This is a genomic window from Pseudomonas sp. M5A4_2d, assembly GCF_053345295.1.
Genome location: NZ_JBKEZW010000014.1, coordinates 46,108 through 61,733, shown reverse-complemented (window position 1 = coordinate 61,733; position 15,626 = coordinate 46,108). Strand labels below are relative to the sequence as shown.

General features: G+C 59.6%; 14 protein-coding genes. 13 read left to right on the top strand and 1 reads right to left on the bottom strand.

All coding sequences use genetic code 11. From position 1 onward, the window contains the following. Positions 1-161: 161 nt before the first annotated feature. Together argF and ACLBW8_RS26150 are read left to right on the top strand one after the other, a co-directional pair. Positions 162-1,082: an ornithine carbamoyltransferase gene (argF, locus tag ACLBW8_RS26155; RefSeq protein WP_064450928.1), complete on the top strand. Its 921-nt coding sequence runs from the start codon at positions 162-164 to the stop codon at positions 1,080-1,082. After that, on the top strand, positions 1,079-2,188 hold the full coding sequence (locus ACLBW8_RS26150; protein WP_064450927.1) for an ABC transporter ATP-binding protein: 1,110 nt from the start codon (positions 1,079-1,081) through the stop codon (positions 2,186-2,188). Before argF ends, ACLBW8_RS26150 begins: the two co-directional genes overlap by 4 nt. Positions 2,189-2,327: 139 nt before the next feature. Here ACLBW8_RS26150 and ybaK read toward each other — a convergent pair whose 3' ends face one another. Then, complete coding sequence (gene ybaK / locus ACLBW8_RS26145; protein ID WP_221296049.1) at positions 2,328-2,798, bottom strand: Cys-tRNA(Pro) deacylase; 471 nt, start codon at positions 2,796-2,798, stop codon at positions 2,328-2,330. A gap of 326 nt (positions 2,799-3,124) precedes the next feature. Between ybaK and ACLBW8_RS26140 the strand changes: the two genes are divergently transcribed. The 11 genes from ACLBW8_RS26140 (at position 3,125) to ACLBW8_RS26090 (ending at position 15,583) form a co-directional block, all read left to right on the top strand. Beyond that, positions 3,125-3,982 carry an MIP/aquaporin family protein gene (locus tag ACLBW8_RS26140; protein ID WP_064450925.1) on the top strand — a complete coding sequence of 286 codons (858 nt, stop codon included), beginning with the start codon at positions 3,125-3,127 and terminating at the stop codon, positions 3,980-3,982. Between the two features lie 79 nt (positions 3,983-4,061). Continuing rightward, positions 4,062-5,567 (top strand): glycerol kinase GlpK, encoded by a 1,506-nt coding sequence (gene glpK / locus ACLBW8_RS26135; protein ID WP_064450924.1) that lies wholly within the window; start codon positions 4,062-4,064, stop codon positions 5,565-5,567. Positions 5,568-5,662: 95 nt separating this feature from the next. Beyond that, positions 5,663-6,418: a DeoR/GlpR family transcriptional regulator gene (locus ACLBW8_RS26130; protein WP_010212755.1), complete on the top strand. Its 756-nt coding sequence runs from the start codon at positions 5,663-5,665 to the stop codon at positions 6,416-6,418. A 273-nt stretch (positions 6,419-6,691) separates the two neighbouring features. Next, on the top strand, positions 6,692-8,230 hold the full coding sequence (glpD, locus tag ACLBW8_RS26125) for a glycerol-3-phosphate dehydrogenase (RefSeq protein ID WP_447806678.1): 1,539 nt from the start codon (positions 6,692-6,694) through the stop codon (positions 8,228-8,230). Between the two features lie 314 nt (positions 8,231-8,544). Next, positions 8,545-9,471, top strand: a complete 927-nt coding sequence (locus ACLBW8_RS26120) for a glutamate/aspartate ABC transporter substrate-binding protein (RefSeq protein WP_053254639.1) — start codon at positions 8,545-8,547, stop codon at positions 9,469-9,471. 194 nt (positions 9,472-9,665) lie between these two features. Further along, positions 9,666-10,412 (top strand): amino acid ABC transporter permease, encoded by a 747-nt coding sequence (locus ACLBW8_RS26115; RefSeq protein ID WP_064450922.1) that lies wholly within the window; start codon positions 9,666-9,668, stop codon positions 10,410-10,412. Further along, complete coding sequence (locus tag ACLBW8_RS26110) at positions 10,412-11,083, top strand: amino acid ABC transporter permease (RefSeq protein ID WP_064450921.1); 672 nt, start codon at positions 10,412-10,414, stop codon at positions 11,081-11,083. Before ACLBW8_RS26115 ends, ACLBW8_RS26110 begins: the two co-directional genes overlap by 1 nt. Further along, positions 11,080-11,814 (top strand): amino acid ABC transporter ATP-binding protein, encoded by a 735-nt coding sequence (locus ACLBW8_RS26105; protein WP_007916729.1) that lies wholly within the window; start codon positions 11,080-11,082, stop codon positions 11,812-11,814. The genes ACLBW8_RS26110 and ACLBW8_RS26105 overlap by 4 nt, the downstream gene beginning before the upstream one ends. A 172-nt stretch (positions 11,815-11,986) precedes the next feature. Beyond that, positions 11,987-13,888: a two-component sensor histidine kinase AauS gene (locus tag ACLBW8_RS26100; protein WP_053254636.1), complete on the top strand. Its 1,902-nt coding sequence runs from the start codon at positions 11,987-11,989 to the stop codon at positions 13,886-13,888. Next, entirely contained in the window at positions 13,885-15,234 is a 1,350-nt protein-coding gene (locus ACLBW8_RS26095) for a two-component response regulator AauR (RefSeq protein WP_064450920.1), read from the top strand. Before ACLBW8_RS26100 ends, ACLBW8_RS26095 begins: the two co-directional genes overlap by 4 nt. A 10-nt stretch (positions 15,235-15,244) precedes the next feature. After that, complete coding sequence (locus ACLBW8_RS26090; protein WP_221294044.1) at positions 15,245-15,583, top strand: GlpM family protein; 339 nt, start codon at positions 15,245-15,247, stop codon at positions 15,581-15,583. Positions 15,584-15,626: the final 43 nt, after the last annotated feature.

Here is a 15,626-nt window from a genome sequence, read left to right as displayed (position 1 = left end):
CTTAAAAACCGTAGCCCTATTGGTAAGACGCGACATTTAATTATAAGATCGCGCCTTCCCCTATTTCGTCGCCCCGTGCGGCTTTCGCCGCAGGTCTCGCCCGTTGTAACAATAAACAAGGCTTTGAGTATCTGCGGTCTGTTGCAAAAAGGTAGTTAATGATGAGCGCAAGGCACTTTCTCTCCCTGATGGATTGCACGCCCGAAGAGCTGGTCAGCGTGATCCGTCGAGGCATTGAGCTTAAAGACCTGCGTAACCGCGGCGTACTGTTCGAGCCTTTGAAAAACCGTGTGCTCGGGATGATTTTCGAGAAGTCGTCGACCCGCACCCGCGTGTCGTTCGAAGCCGGCATGATCCAGCTGGGTGGCCAAGCCATCTTCCTGTCCTCGCGCGACACCCAACTGGGCCGTGGCGAGCCGATCGCCGACAGCGCCCGGGTCATGTCGCGCATGCTCGATGCGGTGATGATCCGTACCTTTGCCCACAGCACCGTGACCGAATTTTCCGCCAACTCCCGGGTACCGGTGATCAACGGCCTGTCCGATGACCTGCACCCCTGCCAGTTGCTGGCCGACATGCAAACCTTCCTGGAGCACCGTGGTTCGATCCAGGGCAAGACCGTGGCCTGGATCGGTGACGGCAACAACATGTGCAACAGTTATATAGAAGCGGCGATCCAGTTCGACTTTCAACTGCGCGTCGCGTGCCCGGAAGGCTACGAGCCTGACGCGCGGTTCCTGGAACAGGCCGGTGATCGGGTCACCGTGGTGCGCGACCCGCGTGACGCGGTGATCGGCGCACACCTGGTGAGCACCGACGTCTGGACCTCCATGGGCCAGGAAGAAGAGACCGCCAAGCGCCTGGCGCTGTTTGCGCCGTTCCAGGTAACCCGCGCGCTGCTCGACCTGGCCGCGCCGGACGTGCTGTTCATGCACTGCCTGCCCGCTCACCGTGGCGAAGAAATCAGCCTCGACCTGCTCGACGATGAGCGTTCGGTAGCATGGGACCAGGCGGAAAACCGTCTGCACGCACAAAAGGCACTGCTTGAATTCCTCGTCCCGCCGTCGTACCACCACGCATGAGCCAGCCATTACTGCTGAACCTGCGCAATCTGGCTTGCGGCTATCAAGATCAACGGGTGGTGCAGAACCTCAACCTGCACCTCAACGCCGGCGACATCGGCTGCCTGCTCGGCTCTTCGGGCTGCGGCAAAACCACGACCTTGCGCGCGATTGCAGGGTTTGAGCCGGTGCACGAAGGTGAAATCAGCCTGGCCGGCGAAGTGATTTCCAGCGCGGGGTTCACCCTGGCACCGGAGAAACGCCGGATCGGCATGGTGTTCCAGGACTACGCGCTGTTTCCGCACTTGAGCGTGGCCGACAACATCGTCTTCGGCATTCGCAAACACCCGCAAAAAGACCGCGTGGTCGCCGAGCTGCTGGAACTGGTCAACCTGAAAAACCTCGGCAAGCGTTTCCCTCACGAGCTTTCCGGCGGCCAGCAGCAACGCGTCGCCCTCGCCCGCGCCCTGGCGCCGGAGCCACAACTGTTGCTGTTGGATGAGCCGTTCTCCAACCTTGATGGCGAGCTGCGGCGCAAGCTCAGCCATGAGGTGCGCGACATTCTCAAGGCACGCGGCACCAGCGCGATTCTGGTCACCCATGATCAGGAAGAAGCCTTCGCCGTGAGCGACCATGTGGGGGTTTTCAAGGAGGGCCGTCTTGAGCAGTGGGACACGCCCTACAACCTCTATCACGAACCACAGACACCTTACGTCGCGAGCTTTATCGGCCAGGGCTATTTCATCCGGGGTCAATTGAGCTCACCGGAATCGGTCAGCACCGAACTGGGAGACCTGCGCGGTAATCGCGCCTACACCTGGCCAACGGGTGGCGCGGTTGATGTGTTGCTGCGCCCGGATGACATCGTCTACGCACCGGACAGTGCGTTGAAAGCGCGGATCGTCGGCAAGACCTTCCTCGGCGCCTCGACCCTGTACCGCCTGCAACTGCCCACGGGCGCTCAGCTGGAGTCGATTTTCCCCAGCCATGCGGATCATCAAGTCGGTGCGCAGGTAGGGATTCGAGTGGCCGCTGAACACCTGGTGTTGTTCCAGGCTTCAGGCAGCGTGGCGGCGCAGATTCCTCAAGCCGAATCCGGCGTTCGCCGCTACAGCCCCGCCAACTGATAGCTGACGAAACCGACTCAAAATGTGGGAGCTGGCTTGCCTGCGATATCATCCCCTCGGTTTACCTTAAAGACCGAGGCGCTTGCATCGCGGGCAAGCCCGACTCCCACATTGGATCTCACTCACTTCAAGATCTATGTCAGGCTCGGCCAATCGGCGCAAATTTGGCCTGGGTATGCTCAGCCAACACCGCCGCCGGCAGTTCAACTTCCAAGCCCCGCCTCCCTGCACTCACAAAAATCGTCGCGAACGGCTGCGCCGTCACATCGATAAACGTACGCAAACGCTTTTTCTGCCCCAACGGGCTAATGCCGCCCAACAGGTAGCCGGTGGAACGTTGCGCCGCCGCCGGGTCAGCCATCTCGACTTTTTTTACCCCGGCCGCATGGGCCAGCGCTTTTAAATCCAGACTTCCGACGACCGGCACCACCGCCACCAACAATTCACCTTTCTCACTGCTGGCCAGCAAGGTCTTGAACACCTGCGCCGGATCGAGCCCCAACTTTTCCGCGGCCTCCAAGCCATAAGACGCGGCCTTGGGGTCATGTTCATAACTGTGAATATGATGTTCGGCGCGAACTTTTTTCAACAGGTCCAGTGCGGGGGTCATGGCTACTCCGGGCGCGGCAAAAAGACGCTCAATTCTAGGCCAAGCCCATGCAAAACGCTCTAGTGCGCGCCTCCTGAAATGAGTGCTGGAGTGGACAAGCATGATCATTCACCAGACCAATAGTTCAAAAATGACCAATGGTTCACTTTCGACCTTTGACAGCGGTCATTCTTGTCTATATTTTTTCGTTTCCGAATACTGTAGGAATAGTCCCACAGCGTTCCAGTAGTAAGCCGTAGTCAGGATGGGGATCCCGGTTACGGTGAAAATTGCGCAACGGCCCGTTGAGGTTGTGCGCCCAACAAGAACAACAATCGAGGTTTGCCATGACAACTGCACTTCAACAGCCTTCACTTTCGAGCCAATGCATGGCCGAATTCCTGGGGACTGCGCTTCTGATCTTCTTCGGTACAGGATGTGTCGCTGCGCTCAAGGTCGCGGGTGCCAGCTTTGGGTTGTGGGAAATCAGTATCATCTGGGGGGTCGGCGTGAGCATGGCGATCTACCTGAGTGCCGGTATTTCCGGGGCTCACCTCAATCCGGCGGTCAGTATCGCCCTGTGCATTTTTGCCGATTTCGAAAAGCGCAAACTGCCGTTCTACATCCTTGCCCAGATCGCCGGCGCCTTCTGTTCCGCCGCGCTGGTCTACACGCTCTACAGCAATCTATTTTTCGATTACGAACAAACCCATCATATGGTTCGTGGCTCCCAGGCCAGCCTGGAATTGGCGTCGGTGTTCTCCACCTACCCGCATGCGCTGCTGAGCACGGCCCAGGCCTTCCTGGTTGAAATGGTCATCACCGCGATCCTGATGGGCGTGATCATGGCCCTTACCGACGATAACAATGGCCTGCCACGTGGCCCGCTGGCCCCGCTGCTGATCGGCCTGCTGATCGCCGTGATTGGCAGCGCCATGGGCCCGTTGACCGGCTTTGCGATGAACCCGGCACGGGATTTCGGGCCCAAGCTGATGACCTTTTTCGCCGGCTGGGGTGAAATAGCCTTTACTGGCGGTCGTGATATTCCTTACTTCCTGGTACCGATTTTCGCGCCGATTGTCGGCGCATGCCTCGGTGCTGCGGCCTATCGCGGGCTGATTGCCCGTCATCTGCCAAGCGCCGCACCTGCTATAGCTGAAGCAACAACTGACACGGCAGTCAACGGCAAGACGCGTATTTCCTGATACCGCCAGCCTGGTCCCACTGCCCTTTTGCGGCCCAGGCTGATTACTCACTTCCTTATTTCCGTCCAAGGCAATCGACATGACCGACATTCAGAATAAGAACTACATCATTGCCCTTGATCAGGGCACCACCAGTTCGCGGGCGATCATCTTTGATCGTGATGCCAACGTGGTCTGCACCGCCCAGCGTGAATTCGCTCAGCATTACCCGCAAGCCGGCTGGGTCGAACATGACCCGATGGAAATCTTCGCCACCCAAAGCGCAGTAATGGTCGAGGCCCTGGCACAAGCCGGCCTGCACCATGACCAGGTCGCTGCCATCGGTATCACCAACCAGCGTGAAACCACCGTGGTATGGGACAAGATCACCGGTCGCCCGATCTACAACGCAATTGTCTGGCAGTGCCGCCGCAGCACCGAGATCTGCCAGCAGCTCAAGCGCGATGGCCACGAGCAATACATCAGCGACACCACCGGCCTGGTCACCGACCCGTACTTCTCCGGCACCAAGCTCAAGTGGATCCTCGACAACGTTGAAGGCAGCCGCGAGCGTGCGCGCAACGGCGAACTGCTGTTCGGCACCATCGACAGCTGGCTGATCTGGAAATTTACCGGTGGCAAAACCCACGTCACCGACTACACCAACGCCTCGCGCACCATGCTCTTCAACATCCACACCCTGGAGTGGGATGCGAAGATGCTGGAGATTCTCGACGTACCGCGCGAGATGCTGCCGGAAGTTAAGTCGTCTTCGGAAATCTACGGCCGCACCAAAAGCGGCATCGCTATCGGCGGCATCGCGGGTGACCAACAGGCCGCACTGTTCGGCCAGATGTGCGTGGAAGCCGGCCAGGCCAAGAACACCTATGGCACCGGCTGCTTCCTGCTGATGAACACCGGTGACAAAGCCGTCAAATCCAAACACGGCATGCTCACCACCATCGCCTGCGGCCCACGCGGCGAAGTGGCTTATGCCCTGGAAGGCGCCGTGTTCAATGGTGGCTCCACCGTGCAATGGCTGCGTGACGAGCTGAAGATCATCGCGGATGCCACCGACACCGAATACTTTGCCGGCAAGGTCAAGGACAGCAACGGTGTGTACCTGGTCCCGGCCTTTACCGGTCTGGGCGCTCCGTACTGGGACCCGTATGCCCGTGGCGCACTGTTTGGCCTGACCCGTGGCGTACGCGTGGATCACATCATTCGCGCCGCCCTGGAGTCGATTGCCTACCAGACCCGTGACGTGTTGGACGCCATGCAACAGGACTCGGGCGAACGCCTCAAAGCCCTGCGCGTGGATGGCGGCGCGGTGGCCAACAACTTCCTGATGCAGTTCCAGGCCGATATCCTGGGTACCCAGGTTGAGCGCCCGCAAATGCGCGAAACCACTGCACTCGGCGCCGCTTACCTGGCAGGCCTGGCCTGTGGCTTCTGGGGCAGCCTGGACGAGTTGCGCGGCAAGGCCGTGATCGAACGCGAATTCGAGCCGACGCTCGATGAAGCCGCCAAAGAAAAACTCTACGCCGGCTGGCAAAAAGCGGTCAGCCGCACCCGCGACTGGGAACCGCACGAAGGCGCTGAATAAGCCAACCGCCGGACCCATATAGGGTTGTAACTGGCGGGGAGCCGCTTGCTGCGTCATCATGGGCCACTTTTGTATGGCAGCCCAAAGGACGCCCCATGAATCTGCCTCCCCGCCAACAACAAATCCTCGAACTGGTCCGCGAACGCGGTTACGTCAGTATCGAGGAGATGGCGCAGCTATTCGTTGTCACCCCGCAAACCATCCGCCGCGATATCAACCAGCTGGCGGACGCCAATCTGCTGCGCCGCTACCACGGCGGCGCGGCCTATGACTCCAGTGTCGAGAACACCGCGTACGCCATGCGTGCCGACCAGATGCGCGATGAGAAACAACGCATCGGCGAAGCCATAGCGGCGCAAATCCCGGACCACGCCTCGCTGTTCATCAATATCGGCACCACGACCGAATCGATCGCGCGTGCGCTGCTCAATCACAACCACCTGAAAATCATCACCAACAACCTCAACGTCGCCACCATGCTCAGTGCCAAGGACGATTTCGATGTGCTGTTGACCGGCGGTAATGTGCGCCGTGATGGCGGTGTGGTCGGTCAGGCGAGTGTCGACTTCATCAACCAGTTCAAGGTCGACTTTGCCTTGGTAGGGATCAGCGGCATTGATGAAGACGGCAGCCTGCTCGACTTTGATTATCAGGAAGTGCGGGTTTCACAGGCGATTATTGCCAATGCGCGCCAGGTGATCCTGGCGGCGGACTCCAGTAAATTCGGGCGCAATGCCATGATTCGCTTGGGCCCGATCAGTTTGGTCGACTGTTTGGTGACGGATCAGCAGCCGGTGCCGGCGCTGGTGCAGTTGTTGAACCAGCATAAGGTTCGGCTGGAAGTGGTCTAACCCTTCAATATCGCTGGCGCCTGTACCGCCGCCATCGCGGGCAAGCCCGGCTCCCACAATTGATTGCATTCCAAATGTAGGAGCCAGGCTTGCCCGCGATGGCGATGGAACGGGCACGCCACGCCTTTCATGTTCACAAATTTTCTTTTCTCGCCTCTTCGATGAGTTTTTTCAATCGAAGTAGGGTGGCTGTGCGCGCGTTTATCAGCTACCATTTTCGGAAATGAACATTAATGTTCGAATTCCAAGACGAATAAATCGCGAGGCCAGCCGATGAACCCTTCCACCTTGCCTGCTCCACCGCTTGCCGAAGTCTATGACGTTGCCGTAATCGGTGGCGGGATCAATGGCGTCGGCATTGCAGCAGACGCAGCCGGTCGCGGTTTGTCGGTATTCCTTTGCGAAAAGGACGACTTGGCGAGCCACACCTCTTCCGCCAGCAGCAAGCTGATCCACGGCGGCCTGCGTTATCTCGAACATTATGAATTCCGCCTGGTGCGCGAAGCCCTGGCAGAACGTGAAGTGCTGCTGGCCAAAGCGCCACACATCGTCAAGCAGATGCGCTTCGTGCTGCCGCACCGCCCGCACCTGCGTCCAGCGTGGATGATCCGTGCCGGCCTGTTCCTGTATGACCACCTGGGCAAGCGCGAAAAACTCGCCGGTTCCAAAAGCCTCAAGTTCGGCCCCGACAGCCCGCTGAAAAGCGAGATCACCAAAGGCTTCGAATACTCCGACTGCTGGGTCGACGACGCCCGCTTGGTAGTCCTCAATGCCATGGCCGCCCGCGAAAAAGGCGCGCATATCCACACCCAGACTCGTTGCGTCAGCGCACACCGCAGCAACGGCATGTGGGAAATGAACATGGAACGCGCCGATGGCAGCCTGTTCTCGATCCGCGCTCGCGCGCTGGTGAACGCCGCCGGCCCATGGGTTGCCAAATTCATCAAGGAAGACCTGAAGCTGGATTCGCCTTACGGCATCCGCCTGATCCAGGGCAGCCACCTGATCGTGCCGAAGCTGTACGAAGGCGCCCACGCGCACATCCTGCAGAACGAAGACCAGCGCATCGTCTTCACCATTCCGTACCTGAACCACCTGACCATCATCGGCACCACCGACCGTGAATACACCGGTGACCCAGCGAAAGTGGCGATCACTGAAGGTGAAACCGACTACATGCTCAACGTGGTGAATGCCCACTTCAAGAAGCAGCTCAGCCGCGACGACATCGTCCACACCTACTCCGGCGTGCGCCCACTGTGCAACGACGAGTCGGATAACCCGTCGGCCATCACCCGCGACTACACGCTGTCGCTGTCTGGCGGCACGGGCGAAGCACCGATTTTGTCGGTGTTCGGCGGCAAGCTCACCACCTACCGCAAACTCGCCGAGTCGGCGATGGCACAACTGGCGCCTTACTTCACGCAGATGCGCCCAAGCTGGACGGCCACCGCCAGCCTGCCTGGCGGCGAAAACATGACCACGCCAGAAGCCCTGGCCGAGGCCATCCGCGCCAAGTTCGACTGGGTGCCAAACGAGATCGCGCGCCGCTGGGCCACCACCTATGGCAGCCGCACCTGGCGCCTGCTGGAAGGCGTGCAATCCTTGTCTGACCTGGGCGACCACCTTGGTGGCGGCCTGTACACCCGCGAAGTCGATTACCTGTGTGCTGAAGAATGGGCGACTCAACCTAAGGACGTCCTGTGGCGCCGTACCAAGCTTGGCCTGTTCACCACCGCGCAAGAACAGGAAAACGTACAGCGTTACCTGTCCAAGGTTGAGCAGAACCGCACGAAGATTGAAGCGGCCTGATCAGCAAGTTGTAAAAAAGCCCCTGCGCCGTATGGCCCAGGGGCTTTTTTATGCCCGCGATGGCATTCGGTTTTCCGAACAGCACACCCCGCACCATTCGGTTTGCCGGACCTGACAGTTGCAAATTACTAGTAACACAAAGTTAATCTCCTTATAAATCAATCAGATAACCTTTTGTTTCAGGTATGGCACGACTCATGCTCTACACTCCCTGACGATTGCCTGAGACGCTTCAGGAGCCGTTACGGGCATTCGCTGTACAAGAGAGCCGTTTAGCCGGCTTCATAAAAAAAACAAATGTCGAGGAAGTATTGATGCGCATCGTTCCCCATATCCTGGGCGCAGCTATCGCTGCTGCTCTGATCAGCACTCCAGTTTTCGCCGCCGAACTCACCGGCACACTGAAGAAAATCAACGACTCCGGCACCATCACTCTCGCTCACCGCGACAGCTCCATTCCGTTCTCCTACATCGCAGATGGTTCGGGCAAACCAGTGGGCTACTCCCACGACATTCAGTTGGCTATCGTCGAACAACTGAAAAAAGACCTGAACAAACCCGATCTGAAAACCAAGTACAACCTGGTGACCTCGCAAACTCGTATCCCGTTGATCCAGAACGGCACTGCGGACGTTGAGTGCGGCTCTACCACCAACAACGCCGAACGCGCCCAGCAGGTCGACTTCACCGTCAACATCTTCGAAATCGGCACCCGTCTGCTGGTCAAGAAAGACAAGGACGGCAAGCCGTCCTACGCTGACTTTGCCGACCTCAAAGGCAAAAACGTCGTGACCACCGCGGGCACCACGTCCGAGCGCATCATCAAAGCGATGAACGCCGACAAGCAGATGGGCATGAACGTCATCTCCGCCAAAGACCACGGCGAATCCTTCCAGATGCTGGAAAGCGGCCGCGCCGTAGCCTTCATGATGGACGACGCCCTGCTGGCCGGTGAAGAAGCCAAGGCCAAGAAGCCGGACGACTGGGTCATCACCGGTACGCCACAGTCCTTTGAAGCCTACGCTTGCATGGTGCGTAAAGACGACCCGGCCTTCAAGAAAGCCGTGGATGACGCGATTGTCGCCCTGTACAAATCCGGCGAAATCAACAAGATCTACAGCAAGTGGTTCGAAAGCCCGATCCCACCTAAAGGCCTGAACCTGAACTTCCCGATGAGTGAGAAGGTTAAGGAGCTGATCGCTAACCCAAGCGACAAACCAGCGCCTGACGTAAAAATCTGATTTCTGACTAACCTTATCTCCTGAGGGAGCCAACCCTCCCTCAGGCGTCTGTTACTACCTGCTGGCTTTAATTTGGAACACTCGACCTGGCGGTTTTCGAGCCGATCGCGTGTGCCTGACGTTCAACGTCGGGCGGGAAAGGATCTTCCCCAAGCGGGTGCTTGTACATCGATCGATTTCGAGGGGAGACCCTAATGAATTACAACTGGGACTGGGGCGTGTTCTTCAAGTCCACCGGCGTGGGCAGCGAGACCTATCTCGACTGGTACATCTCCGGTTTGGGCTGGACCATTGCCATCGCCGTCGTGGCGTGGATTATCGCCTTGTTGCTGGGCTCCGTTCTGGGGGTCATGCGCACTGTGCCAAACCGCATCGTATCGGGCATCGCGACCTGCTACGTGGAACTGTTTCGTAACGTGCCGCTGCTGGTTCAGCTGTTTATCTGGTACTTCCTGATACCCGATATGCTGCCGCAAAACCTGCAGGACTGGTACAAACAAGACCTCAACCCGACCACCTCGGCTTACCTGAGCGTTGTCGTGTGCCTGGGCCTGTTCACCGCAGCCCGTGTGTGCGAACAGGTGCGTACCGGCATCCAGGCGCTGCCACGTGGCCAGGAAGCCGCCGCGCGTGCCATGGGCTTCAAGCTGCCGCAGATCTACTGGAACGTGCTGCTGCCACAGGCCTACCGCATCATCATTCCGCCGCTTACCTCGGAATTCCTCAACGTGTTCAAGAACTCCTCCGTGGCGTCCTTGATCGGCCTGATGGAATTGCTGGCGCAAACCAAACAGACCGCCGAGTTCTCGGCCAACCTGTTTGAGGCCTTCACCCTGGCCACGCTGATCTACTTCACCTTGAACATGAGCCTGATGTTGCTGATGCGCCTGGTTGAGAAGAAAGTCGCCGTGCCCGGCCTGATCTCCGTGGGGGGTAAATAATGGACTTTGATTTCAGCGGCATCATCCCCGCTATCCCTGGCCTGTGGAACGGCATGATCATGACCTTGCAGTTGATGGTCATGGGCGTAGTCGGCGGCATCGCATTGGGCACGGTCCTCGCGCTGATGCGCCTGTCGTCCAACAAACTGGCGTCGCGTCTGGCCGGCGCCTATGTGAACTACTTCCGCTCGATCCCGCTGCTGTTGGTCATTACCTGGTTCTACCTGGCAGTGCCGTTCGTGCTGCGCTGGATCACCGGCGAAGACACCCCGATCGGTGCGTTCACCTCCTGCGTCGTGGCCTTCATGATGTTCGAAGCCGCGTACTTCTGTGAAATCGTACGGGCCGGCGTGCAGTCGATTCCCAAGGGCCAGATGGGCGCAGCCCAGGCGATGGGCATGACCTACGGCCAGACCATGCGTCTGATCATCCTGCCCCAGGCGTTCCGCAAGATGACGCCATTGCTGCTGCAACAGTCGATCATCCTGTTCCAGGACACCTCGCTGGTTTACACCGTGGGCCTGGTGGACTTCCTCAACTCCGCCCGCTCCAACGGCGACATCATCGGCCGCTCCAACGAGTTCCTGATCTTCGCCGGTGTCGTCTACTTCATCATCAGCTTTTCCGCCTCGCTGCTGGTCAAGCGTCTGCAAAAAAGGTTTGCCGTATGATCTCTATCAAGAACATCAACAAGTGGTATGGCGACTTCCAGGTGCTGACCGATTGCAGCACCGAGGTTAAAAAAGGCGAAGTGATCGTGGTGTGCGGGCCATCGGGCTCGGGCAAATCCACCCTGATCAAGTGCGTCAACGCACTGGAACCGTTCCAGAAAGGCGACATCGTGGTCGACGGCACCTCTATCGCCGACCCGAAGACCAACCTGCCGAAACTGCGCTCACGCGTCGGCATGGTGTTCCAGCACTTCGAACTGTTCCCGCACCTGACCATCACCGAAAACCTGACCATCGCGCAGATCAAGGTGCTCGGCCGCAGCAAGGAAGAAGCCACCAAGAAAGGCCTGCAACTGCTTGAGCGCGTCGGCCTGTCGGCACACGCCCACAAGCACCCGGGCCAACTGTCCGGCGGCCAGCAACAGCGCGTTGCGATTGCCCGCGCACTGGCCATGGACCCGATCGTCATGCTGTTTGACGAACCGACCTCCGCCCTCGACCCGGAAATGGTCAACGAAGTGCTCGACGTGATGGTGCAACTGGCTCACGAAGGCATGACCATGATGTGCGTGACCCACGAAATGGGCTTCGCCCGCAAAGTGGCCGACCGCGTGATCTTCATGGACGCCGGCAAGATCATCGAAGACTGCCCGAAAGAGGAATTCTTCGGCGACATCAGCGCCCGCTCCGAACGTGCGCAGCACTTCCTTGAGAAAATCCTGCAGCACTAAGCCCTACATAGCTCCCACTGCTGAAACAAGGCCCATGTGGGAGCGGGCTTGCTCGCGAATGCGGTGGATCAGTCGATACATTCAGCGACTGACACACCGCATTCGCGAGCAAGCCCGCTCCCACACTGGACCGAGCAGACCGGCAAGCTCTGGTTGACCCAAGGCATCTGTGATGAAATGCGACCCCAACCAATTTCGCGCCGCACCGCCATCACTTGCCGTGAAACCACGCCTGATCCGCCAACTGTTCCTGCCGCCGTTGATCATCGCCCTGATGATCGGCCTGGGTTATATCGGCTTCTGGGTCAGTGAGTACTATGGCATCCGCACCCTCAGCGACAACGGCGAACGCCAGTTGGAGCTGCACGCCCGCACCGTCGAAAGCGAGCTGAGCAAATACACCTACCTGCCCAGCCTTCTGGAGTTGGAGTCCAGCGTATCCAAGCTGCTGGCCGACCCGAACCAGGAAACCCGCAAAACCGTCAACGATTACCTCGAAGGCCTGAACCGACGCAGTCGCAGTCGGGCCATCTACGTGATGGACACCACCGGCCGCGTATTGGCCACCAGTAACTGGCGCGATGCCGACAGCTACCAAGGTGAAGACCTGTCCTTCCGTGCCTATTTCCAGAATGCCGTTCGCGGCCAGCCCGGCCGTTTCTATGGCATTGGCAGCACGAACGGCGAACCCGGCTACTACCTGGCCCATGGCCTGGAAGAGCACGGTAAGATCATCGGCGTCGCGGTGGTCAAAGTGCGCCTCGAAGCCCTGGAGGAACGCTGGCAGCGCGCGCGCCTCGAAGCGTTTGTGAGCGACGAGAACGGCATCATCATCCTGTCCAGCGACCCGGCCCGCCGCCTCAAGGCCGTGCGACCGCTGAGCGATGACACCAAAGAACGCCTGGCCCACAGCCTGCAATATTACTGGGCGACACTGAACGAGCTGGAGCCCCTGGCCCGCGAGCGCCTTAACGAAGGCACCGAGAAGCTGACCTTCCCCGCCAACAGCGAAGTGGTCAACGACGAGCACGAAGTCAGCTACCTGGCCCAGACCCGTCCGCTGAGTGATACACCGTGGAATTTCACCCTGCTGACCCCGCTCAACGACCTGCGGCGGGCCGCGATCAACCAGGGCATTCTGGTGGCCGTCGCGTTTGGCCTGGTCGCGTTCTTGCTGATTGCCTGGAACGAGCGCCGCAAGGTTATCGCCACCCGTCTCGCTGCGCGGGAAGCCTTGCAGGAAGCCAACAGCCAGCTGGAACGTCGGATCGCCGAACGCACTGCCGACCTGCGCGCCAGCAACGAACGGCTCAAGGGCCAGATTCGCGAACGACGCCAGGCCGAGGAAACCCTGCGCCACGCCCAGGATGAACTGGTGCAGGCCGGTAAACTCGCGGCCATTGGCCAGATGTCGACCAGCATTGCTCATGAGTTGAACCAGCCCCTGGCGGCGCTGCGCACGCTGTCGGGCAACACCGTGCGGTTCCTCGAGCGTGGCGCTCTGGATACCGCCAGCGCCAACCTCAAGACCATCAACGAACTGATCGACCGCATGGGCCGCATCACCGCCAGCCTGCGCTCCTTTGCCCGGCGCGGTGATGACCAGGGCGAGGCCAACCTCGGCAAAGCGGTGGACGCCGCGTTCCAGGTGCTGGGCGCTCGCCTGGATGGCCTGCCGTTGACCCTGCACCGCGACTTCAGCAACGCCCAACTGCAGATCGACCAGACGCGCTTGGAACAAATCCTGGTCAACCTGATCGGTAATGCCCTCGATGCGATGCAAGCGCAGCCAACGCCCGAACTGTGGCTGGACGGCCACAGCGCCGACGGCAAGTACCGCTTGCATGTGCGCGACAATGGCCATGGCATCGACCCCGAAACACGTAAACACTTATTCGAACCGTTCTTCACCACCAAACCCGGCGAACAAGGCCTGGGGCTGGGCCTGACGCTTTCCGCCAGCCTCGCGGCGGCCACTGGCGGCACCCTTGCCGTGGAACACCCGGCCACTGGTGGTACGGCCTTTGTCTTGTGCCTGCCGCTGGCAGGCACCCAAAAAGCTGAGTCGACATGAATACAGACGCTACCGCCTCTAAAGACGACCTCACCGTTCTGATCGTCGAAGACGACCCCCATGTGCTGCTCGGCTGCCAGCAAGCCCTGGCGCTGGAGGACATTCCCAGTGTGGGCGTAGGCAGTGCCGAAGAAGCCCTCAAGCGCATCGGCGAAAACTTTGCCGGTATCGTCATCAGCGATATTCGCCTGCCGGGCATCGACGGCCTGGAGCTGTTGACCCGGCTCAAGGCCCTGGACAAAAGCCTGCCGGTGGTACTGATCACCGGCCACGGCGATATCTCGATGGCCGTCGGCGCCATGCGCAATGGCGCCTACGACTTCATGGAGAAACCCTTCTCGCCCGAGCGCCTGGTCGACGTGGCCCGCCGCGCCCTGGAACAACGCGGGCTGGCGCGCGAGGTGTGGTCGCTGCGCCGCCAACTGGCTGAGCGCGACTCCCTGGAAGGTCGCATCATCGGTCGCTCCCCGGCCATGCAGACCCTGCGCGAGCTGATCGCCAACGTCGCCGACACCTCCGCCAACGTGCTGATCGAAGGCGAGACCGGCACCGGCAAGGAATTGGTCGCACGCTGCCTGCATGATTTCAGCCGGCGCCATTCCCACCAGTTCGTCGCCTTGAACTGCGGCGGCCTGCCGGAAAACCTGTTCGAAAGCGAGATTTTCGGCCACGAAGCCAATGCTTTTACCGGCGCTGGCAAACGGCGCATCGGCAAGATCGAGCACGCCCACGAAGGCACGCTGTTCCTCGATGAAGTGGAAAGCATGCCGATCAACCTGCAGATCAAATTGCTGCGGGTGTTACAGGAACGCACCCTGGAACGCCTGGGTTCGAACCAGAGCGTGGCGGTGGATTGTCGGGTGATCGCCGCAACCAAGTCCGACCTCGACGAGCTGAGCCGGGCCAGTCAGTTCCGCAGTGACCTTTACTATCGCCTCAACGTAGTGACCCTGGAACTGCCGCCGCTGCGCGAACGCCGGGAAGACATCCTGCAATTGTTCGAACACTTCCTGCAGCAGTCGTCGCTGCGCTTTGACCGCAGCGTGCCGGAACTGGATAACCAGACCGTGTCGAGCCTGATGAGCCACGACTGGCCAGGCAACGTGCGTGAACTGCGCAACGTCGCCGAACGCTTCGCCTTGGGCTTGCCTGCTTTCAAGAAAAGCGGCAACGGCAACAGCAACCATGGCCTGGCCTTCACCGAGGCGGTCGAAGCCTTCGAACGCAACTTGCTCAACGACGCCCTGCAACGCAGCGGCGGCAACCTGACCCAGGCCAGCCAGGAACTGGGGATGGCCAAGACCACCCTGTTCGACAAGGTAAAGAAGTATGGCTTGAGCCACTAAGGAGCACGGTGTGGATCTGTTTTTGAAAGCCGCCCTGGGCGCGGCGGTGGTGTTGATCCTGGCAGCGCTGGCCAAGACCAAAAACTATTACATCGCGGGGCTGGTGCCACTGTTTCCGACCTTTGCGTTGATTGCACATTACATCGTCGGCAAAGGTCGTTCGGTGGACGACTTGAAGACTACGATCCTGTTCGGGATGTGGTCGATCATTCCGTATTTTGTGTATTTGGCGACGTTGTATGTGATGGTCGACCGAATGCGCCTGGAGGCCTCACTCGCCGTGGCGGCGGTGGCGTGGTTGATGGCGGCGACGGTGTTGGTGACGGTGTGGGTACGCCTCCACACCTGACCCAAATGGGTAAACATGTGGGAGCTGGCTTGCCTGCGATGGC

Coding starts and splice junctions, on each gene's coding strand:
- argF (WP_064450928.1), top strand. CDS start 162: ATGAGCGCAAGGCACTTTCTCTCCCTGATGGATTGCACGCCCGAAGAG.
- ACLBW8_RS26150 (WP_064450927.1), top strand. CDS start 1,079: ATGAGCCAGCCATTACTGCTGAACCTGCGCAATCTGGCTTGCGGCTAT.
- ybaK (WP_221296049.1), bottom strand. CDS start 2,798: ATGACCCCCGCACTGGACCTGTTGAAAAAAGTTCGCGCCGAACATCAT.
- ACLBW8_RS26140 (WP_064450925.1), top strand. CDS start 3,125: ATGACAACTGCACTTCAACAGCCTTCACTTTCGAGCCAATGCATGGCC.
- glpK (WP_064450924.1), top strand. CDS start 4,062: ATGACCGACATTCAGAATAAGAACTACATCATTGCCCTTGATCAGGGC.
- ACLBW8_RS26130 (WP_010212755.1), top strand. CDS start 5,663: ATGAATCTGCCTCCCCGCCAACAACAAATCCTCGAACTGGTCCGCGAA.
- glpD (WP_447806678.1), top strand. CDS start 6,692: ATGAACCCTTCCACCTTGCCTGCTCCACCGCTTGCCGAAGTCTATGAC.
- ACLBW8_RS26120 (WP_053254639.1), top strand. CDS start 8,545: ATGCGCATCGTTCCCCATATCCTGGGCGCAGCTATCGCTGCTGCTCTG.
- ACLBW8_RS26115 (WP_064450922.1), top strand. CDS start 9,666: ATGAATTACAACTGGGACTGGGGCGTGTTCTTCAAGTCCACCGGCGTG.
- ACLBW8_RS26110 (WP_064450921.1), top strand. CDS start 10,412: ATGGACTTTGATTTCAGCGGCATCATCCCCGCTATCCCTGGCCTGTGG.
- ACLBW8_RS26105 (WP_007916729.1), top strand. CDS start 11,080: ATGATCTCTATCAAGAACATCAACAAGTGGTATGGCGACTTCCAGGTG.
- ACLBW8_RS26100 (WP_053254636.1), top strand. CDS start 11,987: ATGAAATGCGACCCCAACCAATTTCGCGCCGCACCGCCATCACTTGCC.
- ACLBW8_RS26095 (WP_064450920.1), top strand. CDS start 13,885: ATGAATACAGACGCTACCGCCTCTAAAGACGACCTCACCGTTCTGATC.